An 18,882-nucleotide genomic window follows, 5' to 3' on the forward strand; every position below is an offset into this window, starting at 1 on the left:
ATTCAAAGACCAGAATCGCAAACCTCTTAAAAGAGCAATTCGATGGCACGTCGATATGTAGATACCTTGTCCGCGAAGGGCCGATTGCCGACCAAGCGGTTGCCGCCCTGCTGCTCTTGTCGCCAACTTCCCCTCTCATCCCTCACCTACAACTTACACCCCTTCGAAAGCGCCGCACTCTCCATCGCCGAAACCTTGCCCTTCGACACGGCAACCTCGCCTTCCTTATCCCCACCCGCAACGCTCCCAATCGGCACGCCGACCAGGAACACACCAAACGCATCGCCATTGGCAGCAGAGATTTGCTGCTTCGAGAGGCCGTCGAGCTTCACCTTTTCCTTGGCATGTTCGCTGGCGATCTGCGGGCAGCTGAGATTGGTGTAGGCCTGCATCGGAATATCGGCCTGCACGATGGCGTCAGGTCTTTTCGCGCAGGACGTGAGCGCTGCGGCAAGCGCCGCGGCGAGAATGAGTTTTTTCATTAGATAACCCCAGTTAGCAGGTGATCTCTAACATCGCCGCCCGCCTGGCGCGAGTAATGCGCAAGAACAACCACAGAAGAATTCTTGGGCGGGAGCGGTGGCCCTGGGTACTGGCGAGGACGGTCTTCTGACCCGCGGATGGAGGGAGAGCATCGGCTTTGGGCCGGCAGGGCCATTGCACCTGTCGCCCTGTGGCGGGACGGCCATCATGAGGCCCGTCAGCGCGAATGACCGGCTTTCTGCCTAACCCTTTTGGATGAATTGCGAATCGACCGCGACGCGACCAAAGTAGCTAAGCGGCGGTAGTAGGATTACAAGGACCGAAACCGATGTGGGGGGCTTGCCGAGTATTGAGTGGGAGCCCTTCGATTATGCCGTTTTAGCGGCGGATGCGAACCGGTGCATGGCAGCAGCCATGGGCTCCACCGGAGCCAGGCGCTTGTCCTGATGTAATCATCCAAAAGAAGTAGATTACGGTTCATGCAGTTCACCGGAAGCGTGGAGCTGGGAGATACCGAGTTTTATGATCCTGATGAGATCGGTTTTTCGAGAGCCGTAGGTCTTGCGATATTGTTCGAGTGTCGGCTTGCTGCTGGCGATCTCGGCGAGCACCGGGTCTCGATTGGTTGTTGCTACTAAAGCACCTTTGGCCCAGACACGATCGAATAGAGCACGTTCCTCGTCTTGAGGTGACATGTATGGCCTTCCTTGAAGATTGATTGGATTTTGCAGTCGGGCAGAAAACCCGGGGTCACTGCAGTCATGCAAGAATGATGCTCCATGCAAGCATCGCAAAAGCAGCCGCAATGAGTATCCAAATGCAGATTTTAAATCCCGCACTGGACCTGATGCCTGTGCGCCACTTTGTCGTCGGCATATTCCCGGGGTTGACCTTCAACATAACCGCCTCCTGCTTTCTGCTTTAAGAGGCAGCCGCTCCAGTATGAAGATAGCAGGCTCCGGGGAGTTGAATGACGAACGGGAATGTCCGTCGCCTAGCCTCATATAACCATCCGGCAGCCTTATTGTTCCATGCCGTGGTCTGCTGTCATTCGCCGTGGTGAGCAGCGCCCTGCCCCGTCATTGCCACGGCCCGCGGCCGCACACATCACCGCAGAAGAAGTGACAGGAACGTCACGATCGATGGTGAGCCGGCTTTGATCTGCCTTCGTTCCGTGTCCCTGCTCATCCGTCGGTTAATTAGAAGATGCTACTTCATAAATGCTTGAAAATTCATCCTACGTTCACGCAGACAGATAGCATCTTCTAAATTACTATGGAAATATTTTCAAATAAAAATACCAAAAACTTCAGAAAATATCTCGTAATAAAGTTGTATTTTTCCGGTTTTATTTATTTTCAAAATGACAAAAGTCATACTTTTCATTTTTATTATCAAAAAATATTTTATTATTTTGAAAGCCTGCGGTGAGAATGCTACTGGTTATTTTGAAAGCTCCGAATTTGATTTGCAATCGGCATCCGCAGGAGCTGTTGCGGACTCGTGGCCACAGCGGCCGCGCCGTCGAAACCTCCGCGACAATAGCCGAGAGCCTTAGAGAACAGCGTCCCGGCCCGGCGCGAATAACGGAAACGATTGGCGAAACAGATGCAGTCGGTGCGATATAAGAAAAAAGATCTGGAGTTCGCGCGGCTCCACGCCGCAAAGGCGGCGCGGCACATCACCAGCCAGGAAATCGTCCTTAGAAGGCTGCGCATGATCGGGGCGCCGCTGGATCTGGATTATGCGTTGCTTGGCAGGCTTTACGATCGCCAGAGGAAGGTTCTCTACCATCTGAAGCGGATCGAAGACGTCCTCGACGTGAAGTCCCAGCCGATACAGCCCGACCCACCTGAACCCGGTCGACACGACCCCAGCCTGCATAGCGTTGTGCGCTTCGGCCAACGGCCGGCGCGGTTCGATTGGCAGTGACGCCGGCTTTCCACGACAGCCTGACCAGCCTTGAACGCCGGGGCCTCCCGCCTTGGATAAAGCGCAATGGAAGCGCATAGTCAGCTATTCGGCGGTCAACGAAGCGGGCCCAGCCAGACAAAGGCCCCTTCGCTCCGATCCAGGGAAGGTGAGAATCTTCCACCTTCAAACACTCAATCGCGACATGCGAGAACGGTTGGCCATGGTAAAGATCTTCCTTCCAGACGGAACTGCTGCAGCGAGCCGGAAGCGCTGGCGTCTGCTGGGCGGGCTCAAGCGCGCAGACTATGCGTCGTCCGATCCCCGGCCCCCCGAAAGCGGCGAACATCATGAAGAGGCGCTGGTGATCCGGCACATGAAAGACGTGACGATCCCTCGCCCTGGCTACCCGGCTTCCCGGCGGCGCAAGCTGAACCCCGACCAGAAAGCCCTGGCATCATGGGAGAACGAAGGAGGCGCAGTCCGCATGGAAAACCGCCCTTCGTTAAAGCGATAAGTCCGGTCGACGGCCGGACAGGCTTTAGCTAACGCAATTTCAGGATGGTTTCGACGCTGAGCCGGCGAGCGATCCAGGCCCAAAAGGGCCGAAACCTCCTCAGAATTTGAGGCCGGTTATAGGGCTCGCCACGCAATACGTCCGCGAGCCTCTATACCTGCTCAGTCCGCCAAAACGCGTTAAGCGCGTGAAATAATCATGGATGGAAGCAAGAGTCGCGTGAAAAGTGTGTGACACGGCACACTGCGCAATATCGTTTCCATAGAGCGCTCTTTTCGCCGGCCCATGGGCGTGCTTGTCCGATCGATGCCCACCGGTCTATCCGGCCTGCAGCACCTCCCCGTCATAGCTCCTGTTTGCTGCATTCTGCACCAGTGCGATCGCAACAGGCGGGAAGAGGAAGCTCCAGAAGGCGAGCCAGGCGATGGAGATCAGGCGCCTCTTTCCGCTCTCGCCGCCGCGATCATTGAGGAGATCGCCAAGCGTCATGAGCAGAACCGGCAGACCGAGCGGCACGAAAACTGCGATCAGCATCGCGGCAAACGGTGTGAGCAGGCGCTGCGAGGGTGCTACCCCCGCAAGCTCTCCATGGATGCGATAGCACCACCAGGCGAGATAGATGAGCGCCGCGATCGCAATGACGAGCACCGCGAGCGCCAGAAGCTGGGTGAACTCGAAAGTGCCGCCCGCCTCGATATCCCCGCCCTGCAGGCCATAGATCCCGAGACTGAGGAGGAAGATCAGCACCATTGGCACAACGAGGATCACGGCAACCATGAGCGGCGATCGCTTTTGCGGCGCAATCGGCCTGTGGCGCTGACGCGGCGCGTCATCGAAGGCGAGAGGCTGCGCCGGCAGAAGCAGGAGGACGGCAACCACCAGGCAGGCGAGAAAACCGAGGGTCAGGGGCACCCCGCCCTGACCGGCCTGATAGAGCCAGGAGGCGACGACGGGCGCGAGACCCGAGGTTAGAATCGTGGTCGACATCAGTGTCAGCGCGCAGCCGAAATCAATCCTGCCGGACCGCCCGCCGACCAGGAAGATCGCGATCGCCAGCGGGAAAACCGCCCGCGCCGTGCCGAACAACAGCCCGAAGACAAACAGGAACGCGGGCGAAGCCCAGAGCGCCGGCGCCGGGATGACTGCAATGGCGACAAGGGCGCAGGCGACAAGCGGCGCGATCAGCGCCGGCCGGCCATGGCGGGTGGCGACGACGAAGGCCAGGAAGGCACCGATGACCCAGCCGGCATTGGAGCCGAGGTAGAAGATCCCGACCGTCTGAAAGCTGCTTCCGGCTTCGCGCGAAATCAGCGGAAAGACCGTGGCAAGCCCCTGCCCGCCAAAGGCCAGAAGCAGCGAGGCGAAAAACAGGGCCCAGTAGCGATAGGTGCTGAGGAAATCGGCCAGCGTCCATTCGGCCCTGCCGGCAGGCTGAGAGATATCGTCCGTCAAAGAAACGCCCCCATTCGAAAATCATCGCTCCTCGCCTCAATGGCGAACCGGCAGAAATAACGGCCATGGCGCAGATAGAAGAGTGTCGGCGATTTTCGAGAGGCTTGGAGGCCATTCAATCGCGGGCTTTTCATTCGCGCCCCAACGACCGGCGAAAACGTGGCATGTGTGACTGCGGCATCCGGCTTGTATAAGCCCTCAAAAAGCGGTTAGCTGCGACAGTTGGGTACGCTCATTCCTGCACAACCACACAAGTTTGAGATGAAACCTGTGCCGAACGCGCCCGCATTTCGAGGAAAGTCTCGTGCGCTGGTCCAAACCCTTAAGGCTGCATCTCGGCGTCCTGGTCGTCGCATCGCTGCTGTTCACGTCGATGCCGATCATCTGGCTGGCCTTCAGCCGTGGAAGCGATGCTGCCGTGAGCGCCGGCGTGCAGCAGATGCGCGAGATGAGCGTGCGGCTGATCGAGGGATATCGCAACACGCTGCAGGGAGGAACGGAGGCGGTGGCGCTCGCTTCTACCCTGCCGCTGCTCGCCTCTCCGCCGCCTCAGGATATCAAGGCAAAGCAGGAATTCTTTCTGGAGATTCTGCGAAACGTCCCCAATGCGACGAGCATCTACACCGGCTATCCTGACGGCTCCTATCTGCAGGTCATCAACACCCAAAGGCGCGATATCTCCCGGACGCTTGCAGCGCCTGACGGCACGGCTTTCGCGATCCGGACGATCGCTGGCAGACAGAGCGCCAATGTCATCTCGACGCTGCAGTTTCTCGATATAGAGGCAAGGCCGATCGGCGAGCGGCAGGTCGAATACGCATCCTTCGATCCGCGCCAGCGCCCCTGGTATCAGGCCGTCGTTCAGGATGGCGCAACGGTTTCCGTCGGCCCCTATATCGCCGGAACGCTTGGTGTGCCGACGCTGACGATCGCAGCACCCATGCGGGACAACGGCCAGGTGGTCGTCGGCATCAACATTCACCTGCAGACCATCAGCCGCCTGCTGGATGCGCGCGAGATTTCCCCGCGGGCGCGCGCCTACATCATCGATGCCGGCGATGATCTCATCGCCCATTCCGACCCTGATATCATGAACCGGATCATCGCTATATGGTCGCGAACATCAGGTTCGCTTGTTGCGACGGCAAACAGTTTCGACTCGAGCCTCGAAACCGTGGCAAGGCTCAGGCGCGATCCCGCCTTTGCCAATGGCGGCCTGGCGCGCGTCGAGCTCGATGGCGAAAGCCAGCTCGTGCAGATCGCGCCCGTCAGCGTCTCCGGCCTGTTTGAGGGAAGTGCCGCCGCAATCATCGTGCCGATGGAGGATCTGGTGGCGGAGGCCCACCGGCTGCTGCTGCACAATCTCCTGATTGCCGGAGCCCTCCTGGCAGCCGGTGTCGCGGCATCGGTGCTGCTGTCGCGCATGGTCAGCCGCTCTCTCAACCGGCTGGCCGACGAGGCGCGCAGGATCGGCGATCTCGATGTCGGCGAGAAAGCCGTATCGCATTCCTGGATAACGGAGATCAACACGCTGGCGACTGCGCTTGCGGCGAGCCGCCACGCCATCGGCCAGTTTGCCCTCTATGTGCCGCGCGAAGTCGTCCGGCGGATTGTCAGCCCGGAGGGGCGAACGGTCGTCAAGGCGACGCGGCAGGATGTGACCGTGCTCTTCACCGATATCAGGGATTTCACCGCCATATCCGAGCAGCATTCGCCCGAAGACGTGGTCGATACGCTCTCGGCCTATTTCGAACTCCTGAACACCATCGCCGAGCGCAATGGCGGCACGGTCGTGCAATATCTCGGCGACTCCATCTTCGTCATGTGGAACGCCCCCGTGCAGGACGACAGGCATGCCGAAAACGGCTGCCGATGCGCGCTCGCCATGAAAGCGGCGGTCGACGGCCTGAACGAGGAGAACACCAGAAACGGCCACCCCGCCCTGTTCACGCGCTTCGGCTTGCACACCGGCCCGGCCGTCGTCGGCAGTTTCGGCGCCATCTCGCGCCAGCAATACACGGCCATGGGTGATACGATCAATGTCGCCTCGCGGCTGGAAGGGTTGAACAAGGATTTTGGTACGTCGATCCTGGTGAGTGCGGCCATTCACGACGCGGTTGGCGACGGGTTTGAGTTTCGGCCGCTCGGGCTGGTGCAGGTGAAGGGGCGTGCTGAGAAGGTGGATTTGTGGGAGCTGGTTGGGGAGAGTGGCGACGCCCGGTAGCAAATGCCGCCATCATTGCGCTACTAGAAATTGAGCGGCAATTTTGCTACAAAGGATAGGCTTGGAAGCTTTTCAATACGCGCTTGAATAATCAACGCAGAATTCCGTTCTTCGGTGGGCGGAATGTTCGTTTGGAGGCGTCGATGGCTTTCACACCTTCAACAGCGTCCATGGTGTCTTTCGCCGTCATATCGGTCAGCATTTGCGCACAGAGCGATGCCCATCAATCCGGCAGCGGTTGGGCATACCCGCCCTCGTGCTGCAAAGGCAAAGATTTCGGTGGAGACTGCGAGGCTATACCTCGATCCCGGGTGAGGAAGGGTCCCGGAGCGTTCTCCGTTATCCTTCACCCGGGAGACCATCACCTGGTGACGAGAAACCAGTCGTTCCTGATCCCTTATGGAAATGAGTCACCATCCGGAGACGGCGATTTTCACATCTGCCTTCAACCGACGGACGAACCCAATGAGGCGGATGGGATAGGACGAGGCGGACGCTACCATATTAACTGTTTCTTTGCGCCTCCTGACGGCGTTTGATCGCCAACGGGCTTTGGTGGCAGTTGCTGCCCCATATCGGAAAGCCGCTGACCGTCGATCAGGCGGGACGGAACACTCGACCGGATGATCCTGCCGCGTGACGACCAGCCGGTAACCTGAATCGCCAATGCCGATAAAATCGCAATCGAGCGCGATAAAGATATTGACCTTCCAGCAGGGGGAAGCCTTAGACGCACATCCGAACAGCCTCTCAAAGGTCGCGAATCATTGGAAGGTCTGTCGAGGATATTGAAGCGGAGCTGCCTTGATCGCAGCTCCGGGGTTATGGGCAAAATGTATCTGAACGCACTGGGCAGACTGCTCCTTTTCGTGCGGCTGGTGATCATCGTATCGCTGGCAGGATACTCGCTGTCCAACGCGAATGCCGCCATGCACGGTTCGGCTTTCCCCGACGTGCAGGCGCCGGCGATATTGGCTGGCGCGCATGACCACCATGCCATGTCAGGCGACGATCATGCCGCTTCGAGCGAAGACGTCACGGTCCAGGGTGTTGCCGACCGGCATGATCACGGCTCGTCCGCGAGCGATGACGAGCAACTTTCCAAGCAGCAATGCTGCAAGGATTTTTGTGGCGGCTTCGGCATCGTCTGCGAATCTCACGAGGTCGGCGGACCCGTCATCTCTTCAATCCGCCAGTTCGTCGACGATCAGAGCATTCTGGGCGAAGTGCCGCCTCTTCATCGTCCGCCCAAGATCTGAATAGCTGTCGTCCCCGCCTCTGCGGGTCCGAAGGCATGCCGTGGTGAACCGCGCCTGCCCGTGAGACTCTACTATTCGGATTTTTAAGATGAAACCTTCCATATTGGTGGTGGGGCTGCCGCTTATTGCGGGCGGCTGCGCATCAACTCTTCCTCCCGATGTCATTGCACCTGTGGATGTCGAGCAGACCTATTCCGTTCGGCCGCTCCAGTATCGTTCGCCCATCTCGGGATTTGTTGCCCGCCAGCCGGTCGATCCCAAGCCCTGGCGACAACAGAACGAGCAGCAGTCTCCGCAAAAGGGAGACGCTTCATGACCGTCGTCAGAACGCTACTCGCCCTCACCGCCTTGCCCCTCGTCCTCGGAGGCTGCGTGAGCAGTACCGAATATGCGGCGAAAGAGGCCGGTTTCGCAGCAGTTTCCGCCAAGGTCGGCGGGGTTGCCTCCAAACAGACCGTCTGGGTTCAAAACCGGCAGGAAGCCGAAGTGGCCTCCGCCAAGGTGAAGGCGCTCCTTGCCCGCAGAAAGACGCTGGACGCGGAAACGGCAGTGCAGATCGCCCTCATCAACAACAAGGGCCTGCAGGCCGCCTATGCCGATCTTGGCGAAAGTGCTGCCGACGCATGGCAGTCGACGATGCTGCTGAACCCGACGGTCTCCGTCGGCTTCTCCGGTATCGGGACGCCGGAACTGGAAGCGTTCCGAACGATCGAGGGCGCGATCACCACCAACCTCCTGGCGCTGATGACCAGGAAGCGCGATATCGAGATTGCCGATACGCGTTTCCGCCAGGCTCAGCTGAACGCCGCGGTGCGCACGCTACAGCTTGCAGCCGACACCCGCCGCGCCTGGATCAACGCGGTCGCCGCATGGGAGAATGTGGCGCAACTCCAGCGCGCAGAGGCGGCCGCCGATGCCGCCTCCGAGCTTGCCGAAAAGCTTGGCGAGACGGGGGCGATGGCCAAGGGGGCGCAGGCCCGCGAGCATGTGTTCGCAGCCGAACTCACCGGTGAAACCGCCAAGGCCCGCCTGGCCGCCCGCCTGGCGAAGGAAGAGCTGACAAGGCAGATGGGCCTGTGGGGCTCGGATGCCGAATTCCAGGTGCCGAACAGCCTGCCGCCCCTGCCCAAGGCACTCATGAAACGCGATACGATCGAGGCGGAAGCGCTCGGCAACCGCATCGATCTTCAGGTCGCCAGGCTCGAACTGGAAGCCACCGCGCGTTCATACGGCCTCACCGAAGCGACCCGCTACGTCACCGATCTCGAAATCCTTGCCGGAGCCGAGTCCGAGAGGGAGGTCGGGGAAGATGGCGACAAGAAGTGGGAGACGACGGCGGTCGGAGAGCTGGAATTCGCGATCCCGATCTTCGACACCGGCAAGGCCCGCATGCGCAAGGCCGAGCTTGGCTACATGCGTGCGGCCAATCAGCTGGCGGAGAAGGCCGTGAACGTCCGCTCGGAAGCGAGATCGGCCTACGAGGCCTATCGGTCGAACTACGACATCGCCCGCCATTACCGCAACAGCGTCGTCCCGCTCCGCACCAAGGTCGAGGAGGAATCCCTCCTCACCTACAACGGGATGATCACCAACACCTTCGAGCTGCTCACCGACACGCGGGACAAGATCAACTCCATCCTGCTCTCCGTCAACGCCAAGCGAGACTTCTGGCTCGCGGACGCCAACCTCGCGCCCGCCGTCTATGGCGGCGGCACGTCTGCTGCATCGGCCGGAACCGAGGCCGCTTCACCGTCCGAGAGCGGCGGCGGTCATTGAGAAAGGATTTTCACATGTTCAATAGAAGACAACTCTTCGGTGCCGGCGCTGCCCTGATGGCGGCCGGGGCCTGGACGAAGACATCCGCAATGGGCCTGCCGGACGCTCCGGCCATGGGCTCGGCCGACATGCAGCCGCCGCTGCATCCGACCTCCGGGCCGGACTACCAGCCGGTCGTGACGCTGAACGGCTGGACGCTTCCGCACCGGATGAACAATGGCGTCAAGGAATTCCACCTCGTCGCCGAGCCGGTGGAGCGCGAGATGGCGGACGGCATGACCGCTTACCTCTGGGGCTATAACGGGCAGTCGCCGGGGCCGACGATCGAGGCTGTCGAAGGCGACCGCGTTCGCATCTTCGTCACCAACAAGCTGCCGGAACATACGACCATCCACTGGCACGGCATGATCCTGCCCTCCGGCATGGACGGCGTGGGCGGCCTGACGCAGCCTCATATCCCCGTCGGCAAGACCTTCGTCTACGAGTTCGACCTCGTGAAGTCAGGCACCTTCATGTACCACCCGCATTCCGACGAGATGGTCCAGATGGCGATGGGCATGATGGGCTTCTTCGTCATTCATCCCAAAGACCCGACGTTCATGCGCGTCGACCGCGACTTCGTCTTCCTGCTCAACGCCTATGACATCGATCCCGGCTCATACGTGCCGCGTGTCATGGAAATGACCGACTTCAACATGTGGTGCTGGAACAGCCGGGTCTTTCCGGGCATCAGCCCGCTGGTGGTCTCGAAGAACGATCGTGTCCGGGTGCGGGTCGGCAACCTCACCATGACCAACCATCCGGTCCATATGCATGGCTACGACTTCGAAGTCACCTGCACGGACGGCGGATGGGTGCGGCCGGAAGCACGCTGGCCGGAGGTGAGCATCGACATTCCCGTCGGCGCGATGCGGGCCTACGAGTTCGACGCCAAGTATCTCGGCGACTGGGCGATCCACTGCCACAAGTCGCACCACACGATGAACGCGATGGGGCACGACATCCCGACCTTCATCGGTGCGGACAAGTCGAAACTCGCCGAAAAAATCCGCAAGCTTCAACCGGATTACATGCCGATGGGAACCAAAGGCATGGCCGATATGGGCGAAATGGAAATGCCCATTCCCGAGAACACCGTCCCCATGATGACCGGCTGGGGTCCGCACGGCCCCATCGAAATGGGCGGCATGTTCTCCGTCGTGAAAGTCCGCGAGGGTATCTCGGCGGACGATTACGCCGATCCGGGCTGGTACGAAAACCCGCCCGGCACCCAGGCCTGGGAGTGGACCGGCGAACTGCCGGACGCGACCAAGGCCAAAGACGCAAACACCACCATCACGCCGAAGCCGATGCAACACGGCTGACGCAAATCCCCAGCAACCAAAGGACCTGAAATGAAAATTTATACTCTCGCACTGGCTCTTGCGGCCATCGCCGGCCCAGCGCTCGCCTCCGGCAACCACGCCGGCGGGCACGGCGAAAAAATGGCGGTCGGCGAGCCCGGCGACAAGTCGAAGGTCACCCAGACCATTCGCGTCAGCATGAAGGAAACCGAGGACGGTAAGATGCTGTTCCAGCCCGCCGTGATCAAGGTTCGCAAGGACCAGACGGTCAAGATCTCCATCAAGAATGCGGGGCAAAGCGACCACGAATTCGTGCTCGACAAGGAAGACAAGATCCTGGAGCACAAGAAGGTCATGGAGAAATTCCCCGAGATGGAACATGCCGATGCGAACTCGCTCCGCCTGACGGCCGGCCAGTCCGGCGAGATCGTCTGGAAGTTCACCACCGGCGGCGAATTCAAGTTCGCCTGCCTGATCCCCGGCCACTACGAGGCCGGCATGCACGGCGACGTCAGCGTCGCTGCCGAATGAGACATCCCAAGAGGAGACCGAAAATGAAGACTGCAATCAAGATCACCCTCGCCTTCATGCTGTCCGTCGGCGCCGCTACAGGCGCAATCGCACAGGAATACACCAAGGGCGTCGTCGATAAGGTCGACACCAAGGCGCAGAAGGTCACGATCAAGCACGAAGACCTGAAGAACCTCGACATGCCCGCCATGACCATGGTGTTCCGCGTCAAGGATGCCGCGATTATCGAGAAACTGAAGGCAGGCCAGAAGATCGAGTTCGTCGCCGACCGCGTCGACGGCAAGCTGACCGTGATTGAGGTCAAGTAGCCGGATCAGGCCCGGGTCCGTCGCGGACCCGGGCCGTTCCCATTCCGTCTCTGCGGTGCATGGATCAAGGAATTGGGGCGTCCTTTGCGCGTCCGACTAGACGCAAGGATACTCCGAAGATTGCGGCAACGGCTGATATGGCGGCAGACTCGGCGCGCTCTTGACGGCCTAACGCGGAGTTTTACGCTTATTTTTCGTCACGGCGCGCCACGCTTTGAAATCATTCATGACAAGCCTGAAACCTTCTTCCAGGGCACATGCAACAAGCATGTTCCATTTGCCATAATAGACAGGCTGTTCAAGCGGCAACTTTTTATCAATCCCGGCCTTCGAGCCGTCTTTGTCTTGATCGGATGCCGACTTATCCATCCCGGCGGCCCTTCACTGCCACCATTTGGCTTTTTCAAGCGTGACCTTGCGCAGCACATTGTGGCTGTCGCGAACCCGGATCTCGATGACCTTGTCTTTGTTTCCTTTTTTCACCTCCTCGCAAACTGCAAACAACGCCGAAAGTAACGGCTCGCCAACAGGAGTCGACATTCCAAGAGTGGTTGCAGCTTTCATTGCCGACTCTGGCGTCATCTTGAAGCCGCATGCCGATTTCGTCATTCCATGAAAGTAGATTGCCGCGGCGGCTGTGCGATCGCCAGCTTGAACGTAACCCGTAGCAGCAAAAACAAGCGCAAAAGCACAAAAAATACGTAGCTTCATTACAGTATCCCTCCAGTATAATCTCTGGCGCAATAAGCTGGCGAACCCCACACTCTCCGCCGTCAAACAAGCTTCCTCGTCTCTGTCCGCGTATGCTCGTGATACTTGTTCTCACGCGCCTTTCCGAAAAGCTTCAGGCTCTCCAGATGCTCGCGCTGGGCGCGGTAGAAATCATTGAGGAAAGTGAGCTCCTGGCCGGGCTTCACGGGCTCCTCATACCGGATCCTTCTGGTAATGGTGCGGACGATCTTGACGATCTCTTCGGTGTTCGGCTTCTTCGTCGTGTCGCGAAGCACGTCCTCCAGCGTCTGCAGCTCGTATTTGCCGTAGATATCGAGATGCTCGGGCAGGAATTCGAATGCCGGCTGCGATGATTGAGCGGCAGGGGCGGTGAGCGCAAGGTCCGAGAGCAGCACAGAGCGCGGATTGTCGACCACGAGCGTGCCGGCGATCATGTCGCCGATGCGTTGCCGGCGGCGATTGGCGAGCGGAACGATCACCACCGCCAGCAGCCAGAGGACCGTCAGCCACGCTTCCAGCGCCGACTGCGAGCCTATCGTGAAGAGAAGGCCCACGGGAGTGAAGATTTCCACCTCTTTCATCAGGTTGCGTGCGGTCACCTGATGTGGGGTCAGGCGCCGTCCATCGACGTTGATGACGCGGATACCAGTGATCCTTTTTCCGAGCGTGCGCCCGTTCCAGATGAGCTCCGAGAGAACGTAATAGGGGGTGCGCAGCAGGAACCCCAGGAGGATGATCAGGATCGTCGTCGCGTTCGTCGGCAAGCCCCCCGTGAAGACGATGGCAAGCGCGCAGACGAGGATGACGAGCGCGGTGAGGATGATATCGAGGATCTGCGCGCCGAGACGGCTTCCGAGCGAGGCAATGGCGAGCGCGATCGGAACACCCTCCGGAGGGATGAACTGCTGGATGCGCTCGCCATTCTTGCCATCGCTCACGGACTGGTTTGACTGTTTCGGCTCTCTCATTGCGCAGTTCCACGCGAAGCTTTGCTCTCGCGCCCTCCAAGCAGCAGCCAGCCGACCCAGAAGACACCCATGCCCCAGCCGATGGTGAGCCGCCAGATCGGGTCCTGTACCAGCTGGCGCAGGAACCCTTCGATGAAGGCAGCCACGACGAGCATGAGGGCCGCAAGGATCGCGAGCTTGACCGCATCATGCGCTTGGTGGCGCAAGGCATCTCCGCGCGTTCGCGCGCCGGGAAGAAGCACGGCAAGCCCGAGCCCTGCCCCGCCGGCGCAGGCGATGGAAATGGCCGCAAGCTCTGTGACGCCATGAATGGAAAGCCAGGCAAAGACGTCGTAGCCCAGCCCCTTCTGTCGGAACATCGCGAAGAACGCACCGAGGATCAGGCCATTGTAGAAGGTCAGGATGAAGCTCGGCACCGACATGAAGACGCCGAGTGCAAAGATCAGCACGGCAATGCCAGTATTGTGGGAGAAGAGAAATGCCGAAAAGGCGGCGAGCCCGTCGCCCTCATGCCGCTCATTGCCATAGATCGTCGAGCGCAGATAATCGGCGGAAGCATCCGGCGTGCGCAGATCGGCCATTCCGGGCGGCACGAACGTGTAGAACCAGCTCGGATCGCTGCTGCAGAGCCTGTATCCGGCAAAAGCGCCGAGAACGAGCGCCAGAAAGCCGATGAACAGAGGCAGGGCCGAGCGGCGCACCGCCTGCGGAATGCCGCGCAACAGCAGGCGGGACATCAACCCGCCAAGGCTTTCCTGCGGCGCATAGACGACGAGATAGGCCCGGGCGCAGAGGCTTTCCAGATAGGCGACCAGCGCCCGATCGAGGGAAATATCGCGCGCGACGCTGAGCGAATTCATCGCCTGCCGGTAGCCGGCGGCGAGATTGCGCACCTCGTCATAGGTGAGCGCTGCCGCACCGCCCTTTTCGGCCCGCGTCACCAGTCCGTCCAGCTGGCGCCAGTGCGCCTCGCGTTCCAAGCGGAAGCGGGCCGAGCGCAGGAGATCGTTGGACCCGCCGGCATGGAGCGTCGCGCCACTATCAATCCTGGGGTCGATGCGCAGATCCGTCATATCATCTCGCGGGATTTGATTTCGATGTAGCGGGCAATGAGATCGGAGGTCAGCGCCTCAGGCGTGCTGTCGAGGCAGAGTACGCCGAGACGGGCGAGCTTTTCCATCACGGCGCGCCGCTCCTGCACGATCTGCCGCGCCGCGACCGAGTGGGCGATGGCATCGAGCGTCGTCTCTTCCGGCTCCATCAGCTTTGCCAGCATCGGATCGCGCAGAGCGACGTAAACGATGAAATGATGCCGCGCGAGCACCTGTATATTTTCGATCATTAGCTCCGCCGTGATACTGTCGACGAAATCGGAGAATATCACGATCAGCGAGCGCCGCTTGAGACGGCCGGAAAGATGCGTCAGACCCAGCGTATGGTTGGTCTCCTGGGTCTCGTAGTTGAGATCGGCGCAGACCGTCTGCAGGCGCGCAAAGGCACTACGCCCCGGCAAAGCAGGCTGGAAGAGGCGCGGCCGGCTGTCAAAACTGTAGAAACCGACGAGATCACCCGCGAGCCCTCCTGCCCAGCACATGGCGAGCGCCGCATTGATGGCGCGATCGAGCTTGGTGAAGCCGCCGAGCTGTTCGGCCATCAGCCGCCCGGAATCGACGCAGAGAATGATCTGGTGGTTTCGCTCCGCCCGCATCTCGCGCACCACGAGATTGCGCATGCGCGCCGAGCGCTTCCAGTCGATGCTGCGCGGATCCATGCCGGCGGCAAATTCCCGCAGCTGATGGAATTCCGATCCCTCGCCGCGCAGCCGCAAATCCTTCTGGCCGGCTTCCAGCGGCAGGATCTGCGTCTTGATCGCTCCTGACAGCACCGGCGAGATATCGGGAACAACGGCGATCTCGCGCGCCACCGGCAGGCGCACGATCCTGTCGATCAGACTGAGGCGCGACGGCCATTTCAGCCAGAGCTCACGGACCGAAAACTGGCCGCGCCGCGTCAGCTGCAGATCGAAGGATGCCTTCACCGGCCCGGAAGCGGCACGCTCCATCCGACGCTCGCCGATGACAAGCTCCGGCGCGGTATCAAGCCGGATATCGATCCCCTCGGGCAGCTTGCCCTTCTGCTTGTTGATGACAACAGTGAAAGGGGCCGCGTGGCCGACAAAACCCTGCGGCGGCAGATCGACATCGACAGCCATCCGGCCCGACAGCGCCGAGAAGACGAGATCGCCCGCCGTGACGACCGCCAGCACCACCCACAGGAAGACGAGTAGCATGCTCATGTCGCGCCACCACACGCTGACGATGGCCGTCAGCGCCGCCATGGCAAGAACAAGCGCGATCAGGAGCGAGGACGGCCGCATTTACCGGGGCGCATCCACGCGGTTCCTGAGGCTGCGCAGCACATCGTCAGGCGTGCGGCCGTCGATCTCTGCCGAAGGCGACAGCACGATACGGTGGCGCAAAGCCGGCGTCAGCAGCGCCTGCACATCGTCAGGCAACCCGTAATCCCGCCCCTCGAAGGCAGCCCGCACGCGCACGGCCGCGGCCAACGCATCGGCCGCACGGGTCGATGCGCCGTAGAGAATATCGGCATCGGAGCGCGTGGCGCGCACGAGATCGACGATATAGGTCAGGATCGTCTTGTCCAAATGGATCGCATCGATCAGCGCGCGGCCCTCGGCAAGCGCCTCGCTGGTGACGAGCGGACGGATGCCGGCATTGCGGATATCCGATTTCAGCGCCTGATCCGCATGCCTGGAAAGGATTGCGATTTCCGTATCGCGATCGGGAAAATCGACGATGAGCTTGAACAGGAAGCGATCGAGCTGCGCCTCGGGCAGCGGATAGGTGCCCTGCTGCTCGATCGGGTTCTGTGTGGCAAGCACGAAGAAATCCGGCCCGAGCGAATAATCGACCCCGTCAAGCGTCACCATCCGCTCGTTCATCGCCTGCAGCAGTGCAGATTGCGTTTTCGGCGGCGCGCGGTTGATCTCGTCGGCCAGAAGAATGTCGGTAAAGACCGGCCCCTTGGTGAGATGAAACTGGTTGGTCTGGAAGTTGAAGAGATTGACGCCGAGCACATCGCCGGGCATCAGGTCCGGCGTGAACTGGATGCGCCGGTAATCGAGCGCCATGGCGGCCGAAACCGAGCGGGCAAGCAGCGTCTTTGCCGTGCCGGGCGGTCCCTCGACAAGGCAGTGCCCACCCGAGAATATCGAGATCAGGACGAGATCGATGATCGCATCCTGTCCCTGCACCGCCTTGCCGATCTCACCGCGTACCGCGGCAATGAGATTGCGAAATTCACCCAGATCCAAAGTCGATGCTCCCTAGCGATTTCCTGAATGTCTCGAGATTGCGGTGCAGATCCGCCCGTTTCATCAAATGTCCACGATCAATCAGCGCCTGAGCTGACGAATGCAACGCCTGCGCCGCCGCATGATCGCGGCGCGCCAGGCGTTTGAACAGCCGATCTATGCCCGCCTCGTTTCCGGCTCCGGGGCCGAAGAGCAACTGCGCCTTGTCCGCAAGCAGATGGAGCACGAACTGCGACACCATCCGCCCGTCATTGCCCGACAGGCGAATCAGCCGGGCGGTTGCTTCGATCGCCGCAGACTTAGACAGCTCAATATTTCCGGACGCATCCTTGAGCGGCGGCCCGAAACGCCAGAACCCGCGCCAGAAGCAGATCGCCATGACGATGAACAGGGTTCCCCAGATGACAGAGAGCGGATAGGCAAAGAAGCGCTTGAGATCGGCGCCGGAGCGCTCGTAGGTGCGCCCCTCGTCCACGGGTTTCGTGTCATCCAGCGGCGCCCCTGATGTGTCGATATAGACCGGGCGCGTCTCGCCGGCGCCACGCAAATGCTCGAAGAGAGCCACGGCAAAGCTGGCGTTGTCTGCGAGAGCCAGCCCGTGATTGGTCACGAGATCAGGATCCGACAGCAGATAGACGTCGGGATTATCATCGCAATGAACGAGCAACGCGCCCGACGGCATGCCGACGACCTCCTGGCAATCGTCCGACAGGCTTCCCCGATCGAAGGTCTGCGCCTGGTACAAGGCGATCCTCATGGACTGGAACTGTTTCAGAGCGACTTGCGCCTCTTCGAATTCTGGCCCATTGCGCGAGAGGTGCTTGCTGGAAAGTTCCACCCCATTGAGTTTGTCCTGTATGGCGGAGAGATCCAGCAGGTCCGACTGGCCGGCAATGCCATCCCTCAACACGCTGCCCCGCCATTTCGGCATGACGATCAGCGTCGGAAGCTCGTGGTTGATCGCTTCGTAGGCCCAGTCTTCCGGAGACACCTCAGCCGTTTTCTCGTCTCCCGCAGGTGCGGCAATCGCGCCCTCTGATATCGGCAGAAAAAGCATGCGCATGGAGATTTCTGAGCGCGCCCTGACGAAATGCGGATCGGAGCGGATAACGGGAATACCCTTGGCTTCCAGCCAGACCTGCAGCCCCCTGCTGCCGAGCGGCGAGTGATCGAAATCATTGTCCCGCGGCAACCCGAAGAGCGCCAGTGCCGCAAGCCCGACCAAAACCAGCAGGATCACAACCGGACCGGCATTACGCATGGCTGAGCCTGCCTATCGACAGCAAGGCCCGCGCGGAGACCAGAAGCGTATCGAAGTGTCCTTCCTGCAGTGGGCGACCGCCATAATGAACGAGCTCCGCCTCGGAGAGCAGATATTCCAGCCGCTCGCGGTCGGGCATGGTGTCCGGCAGACGGGCAAAAACCGCCCGTTCCGTATCCGAGCGGAAAAGCCGTGTTCCCGTCACATCGGCTGCATGCAGCAAGCAGTGCCGGAGCAAGAGCACAAGCGCCTGCCGGCGATCGGCCATGGCGGCAATACGCTGCAGGACATCATTGGGCCGCTCCTCGCCCGCGACATCCGATGTGCGCCAGCTCTCCGGCGCCTCCCCCTGCCGCGTCTTCACGTCACGCGGCGCAGATGAGAGCAGCACGCCGCCATTGCCGAAAAACATTGCAAGCCCGATGATGACGACAAGGGCGACAAGCACCAGCGCGACGGCCACGGAACCACCGATGGCGGGCTCCTGCGTGGAAAACGAACGATTGTCGCGCGAAAGCGTCGCATCCGGCACAGGCTTGGGCTTTTCGGAACCATCACCATAGGTGAGCTTGCAACGCACGCCATTCAGCGCGCATTGCGTGGCATATTCGCTACCGACAGAGTTGAAAGGCCGGTCGCCCTTCCCGCCCTGCTGACTACCGCTGTCCTGCGCCAGCGCAGGGGAAAATTGGGCCGAGGCGGCCAGCGATAGAGCCACCAGCAGGCCGGCGTGACGAATGGTCGTGCGGCTCAGGCAAAAACCTCCGCTCTCATCTCGGGGCG

Annotated in this window: 20 protein-coding genes; 9 read left to right on the forward strand and 11 right to left on the reverse strand. The window is 60.6% G+C overall.

Features of this window, described 5'->3' with window-relative positions; translation table 11 throughout:
* Positions 1-146 precede the first annotated feature (146 nt).
* Both J2X71_RS25475 and J2X71_RS25480 read right to left on the reverse strand, forming a co-directional pair.
* Positions 147-482 carry a hypothetical protein gene (locus tag J2X71_RS25475; protein ID WP_113325433.1) on the reverse strand — a complete coding sequence of 112 codons (336 nt, stop codon included), beginning with the start codon at positions 480-482 and terminating at the stop codon, positions 147-149.
* Between the two features lie 471 nt (positions 483-953).
* Positions 954-1,178 carry a hypothetical protein gene (locus J2X71_RS25480; protein WP_310386432.1) on the reverse strand — a complete coding sequence of 75 codons (225 nt, stop codon included), beginning with the start codon at positions 1,176-1,178 and terminating at the stop codon, positions 954-956.
* Positions 1,179-2,091: 913 nt separating this feature from the next.
* Between J2X71_RS25480 and J2X71_RS25485 the strand changes: the two genes are divergently transcribed.
* Together J2X71_RS25485 and J2X71_RS25490 are read left to right on the forward strand one after the other, a co-directional pair.
* Positions 2,092-2,415 (forward strand): hypothetical protein, encoded by a 324-nt coding sequence (locus J2X71_RS25485; RefSeq protein WP_310386434.1) that lies wholly within the window; start codon positions 2,092-2,094, stop codon positions 2,413-2,415.
* Between the two features lie 202 nt (positions 2,416-2,617).
* Positions 2,618-2,911 (forward strand): hypothetical protein, encoded by a 294-nt coding sequence (locus J2X71_RS25490; RefSeq protein ID WP_025669830.1) that lies wholly within the window; start codon positions 2,618-2,620, stop codon positions 2,909-2,911.
* Positions 2,912-3,229: 318 nt separating this feature from the next.
* Here the strand turns inward: J2X71_RS25490 and J2X71_RS25495 are convergent, their stop codons facing one another.
* Entirely contained in the window at positions 3,230-4,363 is a 1,134-nt protein-coding gene (locus tag J2X71_RS25495; protein WP_310386437.1) for a hypothetical protein, read from the reverse strand.
* Positions 4,364-4,667: 304 nt separating this feature from the next.
* Between J2X71_RS25495 and J2X71_RS25500 the strand changes: the two genes are divergently transcribed.
* From J2X71_RS25500 to J2X71_RS25530, 7 genes are all read left to right on the forward strand, one after another.
* Positions 4,668-6,587, forward strand: a complete 1,920-nt coding sequence (locus J2X71_RS25500) for an adenylate/guanylate cyclase domain-containing protein (protein WP_310386438.1) — start codon at positions 4,668-4,670, stop codon at positions 6,585-6,587.
* Between the two features lie 824 nt (positions 6,588-7,411).
* Positions 7,412-7,846, forward strand: coding sequence for a hypothetical protein (locus J2X71_RS25505; protein ID WP_405049753.1), 435 nt, complete (start codon positions 7,412-7,414; stop codon positions 7,844-7,846).
* An 88-nt stretch (positions 7,847-7,934) separates the two neighbouring features.
* Positions 7,935-8,162, forward strand: coding sequence for a hypothetical protein (locus J2X71_RS25510; RefSeq protein WP_310386442.1), 228 nt, complete (start codon positions 7,935-7,937; stop codon positions 8,160-8,162).
* Complete coding sequence (locus J2X71_RS25515; RefSeq protein WP_310386445.1) at positions 8,159-9,622, forward strand: TolC family protein; 1,464 nt, start codon at positions 8,159-8,161, stop codon at positions 9,620-9,622. The genes J2X71_RS25510 and J2X71_RS25515 overlap by 4 nt, the downstream gene beginning before the upstream one ends.
* Before the next feature lie 14 nt (positions 9,623-9,636).
* Complete coding sequence (locus tag J2X71_RS25520; protein WP_310386447.1) at positions 9,637-10,986, forward strand: copper oxidase; 1,350 nt, start codon at positions 9,637-9,639, stop codon at positions 10,984-10,986.
* A 30-nt stretch (positions 10,987-11,016) separates the two neighbouring features.
* Positions 11,017-11,496 carry a plastocyanin/azurin family copper-binding protein gene (locus J2X71_RS25525; protein WP_310386449.1) on the forward strand — a complete coding sequence of 160 codons (480 nt, stop codon included), beginning with the start codon at positions 11,017-11,019 and terminating at the stop codon, positions 11,494-11,496.
* A 23-nt stretch (positions 11,497-11,519) separates the two neighbouring features.
* Positions 11,520-11,804 (forward strand): copper-binding protein, encoded by a 285-nt coding sequence (locus J2X71_RS25530; RefSeq protein WP_310386450.1) that lies wholly within the window; start codon positions 11,520-11,522, stop codon positions 11,802-11,804.
* A gap of 168 nt (positions 11,805-11,972) precedes the next feature.
* On the opposite strand, the gene J2X71_RS25535 is transcribed toward J2X71_RS25530, so the two are convergent.
* From J2X71_RS25535 to J2X71_RS25570, 8 genes are all read right to left on the reverse strand, one after another.
* On the reverse strand, positions 11,973-12,173 hold the full coding sequence (locus tag J2X71_RS25535; protein ID WP_310386452.1) for a hypothetical protein: 201 nt from the start codon (positions 12,171-12,173) through the stop codon (positions 11,973-11,975).
* A gap of 12 nt (positions 12,174-12,185) precedes the next feature.
* Complete coding sequence (locus J2X71_RS25540) at positions 12,186-12,515, reverse strand: hypothetical protein (protein WP_310386453.1); 330 nt, start codon at positions 12,513-12,515, stop codon at positions 12,186-12,188.
* A 62-nt stretch (positions 12,516-12,577) separates the two neighbouring features.
* Complete coding sequence (locus J2X71_RS25545; RefSeq protein WP_310386454.1) at positions 12,578-13,504, reverse strand: RDD family protein; 927 nt, start codon at positions 13,502-13,504, stop codon at positions 12,578-12,580.
* Positions 13,501-14,577, reverse strand: a complete 1,077-nt coding sequence (locus J2X71_RS25550; RefSeq protein ID WP_310386455.1) for a stage II sporulation protein M — start codon at positions 14,575-14,577, stop codon at positions 13,501-13,503. The genes J2X71_RS25545 and J2X71_RS25550 overlap by 4 nt, the downstream gene beginning before the upstream one ends.
* Positions 14,574-15,881, reverse strand: coding sequence for a DUF58 domain-containing protein (locus tag J2X71_RS25555; RefSeq protein ID WP_310386457.1), 1,308 nt, complete (start codon positions 15,879-15,881; stop codon positions 14,574-14,576). Before J2X71_RS25555 ends, J2X71_RS25550 begins: the two co-directional genes overlap by 4 nt.
* Positions 15,882-16,838 carry a MoxR family ATPase gene (locus tag J2X71_RS25560; protein ID WP_310386459.1) on the reverse strand — a complete coding sequence of 319 codons (957 nt, stop codon included), beginning with the start codon at positions 16,836-16,838 and terminating at the stop codon, positions 15,882-15,884. It abuts the gene before it with no gap.
* Positions 16,825-18,099, reverse strand: coding sequence for a hypothetical protein (locus tag J2X71_RS25565; protein ID WP_310386461.1), 1,275 nt, complete (start codon positions 18,097-18,099; stop codon positions 16,825-16,827). Before J2X71_RS25565 ends, J2X71_RS25560 begins: the two co-directional genes overlap by 14 nt.
* Positions 18,092-18,820, reverse strand: coding sequence for a hypothetical protein (locus tag J2X71_RS25570; RefSeq protein ID WP_310386694.1), 729 nt, complete (start codon positions 18,818-18,820; stop codon positions 18,092-18,094). Before J2X71_RS25570 ends, J2X71_RS25565 begins: the two co-directional genes overlap by 8 nt.
* Positions 18,821-18,882: the final 62 nt, after the last annotated feature.

The organism is Rhizobium sp. 1399, from assembly GCF_031455475.1.
In the GTDB taxonomy this organism is placed as follows: domain Bacteria; phylum Pseudomonadota; class Alphaproteobacteria; order Rhizobiales; family Rhizobiaceae; genus Rhizobium.

What these genes read in the sequence shown, in the direction of transcription:
- J2X71_RS25475 (WP_113325433.1), bottom strand. Translation starts at nt 482, where the DNA reads ATGAAAAAACTCATTCTCGCCGCGGCGCTTGCCGCAGCGCTCACGTCC.
- J2X71_RS25480 (WP_310386432.1), bottom strand. Translation starts at nt 1,178, where the DNA reads ATGTCACCTCAAGACGAGGAACGTGCTCTATTCGATCGTGTCTGGGCC.
- J2X71_RS25485 (WP_310386434.1), top strand. Translation starts at nt 2,092, where the DNA reads ATGCAGTCGGTGCGATATAAGAAAAAAGATCTGGAGTTCGCGCGGCTC.
- J2X71_RS25490 (WP_025669830.1), top strand. Translation starts at nt 2,618, where the DNA reads ATGGTAAAGATCTTCCTTCCAGACGGAACTGCTGCAGCGAGCCGGAAG.
- J2X71_RS25505 (WP_405049753.1), top strand. Translation starts at nt 7,412, where the DNA reads ATGGGCAAAATGTATCTGAACGCACTGGGCAGACTGCTCCTTTTCGTG.
- J2X71_RS25510 (WP_310386442.1), top strand. Translation starts at nt 7,935, where the DNA reads ATGAAACCTTCCATATTGGTGGTGGGGCTGCCGCTTATTGCGGGCGGC.
- J2X71_RS25515 (WP_310386445.1), top strand. Translation starts at nt 8,159, where the DNA reads ATGACCGTCGTCAGAACGCTACTCGCCCTCACCGCCTTGCCCCTCGTC.
- J2X71_RS25520 (WP_310386447.1), top strand. Translation starts at nt 9,637, where the DNA reads ATGTTCAATAGAAGACAACTCTTCGGTGCCGGCGCTGCCCTGATGGCG.
- J2X71_RS25525 (WP_310386449.1), top strand. Translation starts at nt 11,017, where the DNA reads ATGAAAATTTATACTCTCGCACTGGCTCTTGCGGCCATCGCCGGCCCA.
- J2X71_RS25530 (WP_310386450.1), top strand. Translation starts at nt 11,520, where the DNA reads ATGAAGACTGCAATCAAGATCACCCTCGCCTTCATGCTGTCCGTCGGC.
- J2X71_RS25535 (WP_310386452.1), bottom strand. Translation starts at nt 12,173, where the DNA reads ATGGATAAGTCGGCATCCGATCAAGACAAAGACGGCTCGAAGGCCGGG.
- J2X71_RS25540 (WP_310386453.1), bottom strand. Translation starts at nt 12,515, where the DNA reads ATGAAGCTACGTATTTTTTGTGCTTTTGCGCTTGTTTTTGCTGCTACG.
- J2X71_RS25545 (WP_310386454.1), bottom strand. Translation starts at nt 13,504, where the DNA reads ATGAGAGAGCCGAAACAGTCAAACCAGTCCGTGAGCGATGGCAAGAAT.
- J2X71_RS25550 (WP_310386455.1), bottom strand. Translation starts at nt 14,577, where the DNA reads ATGACGGATCTGCGCATCGACCCCAGGATTGATAGTGGCGCGACGCTC.
- J2X71_RS25555 (WP_310386457.1), bottom strand. Translation starts at nt 15,881, where the DNA reads ATGCGGCCGTCCTCGCTCCTGATCGCGCTTGTTCTTGCCATGGCGGCG.
- J2X71_RS25565 (WP_310386461.1), bottom strand. Translation starts at nt 18,099, where the DNA reads ATGCGTAATGCCGGTCCGGTTGTGATCCTGCTGGTTTTGGTCGGGCTT.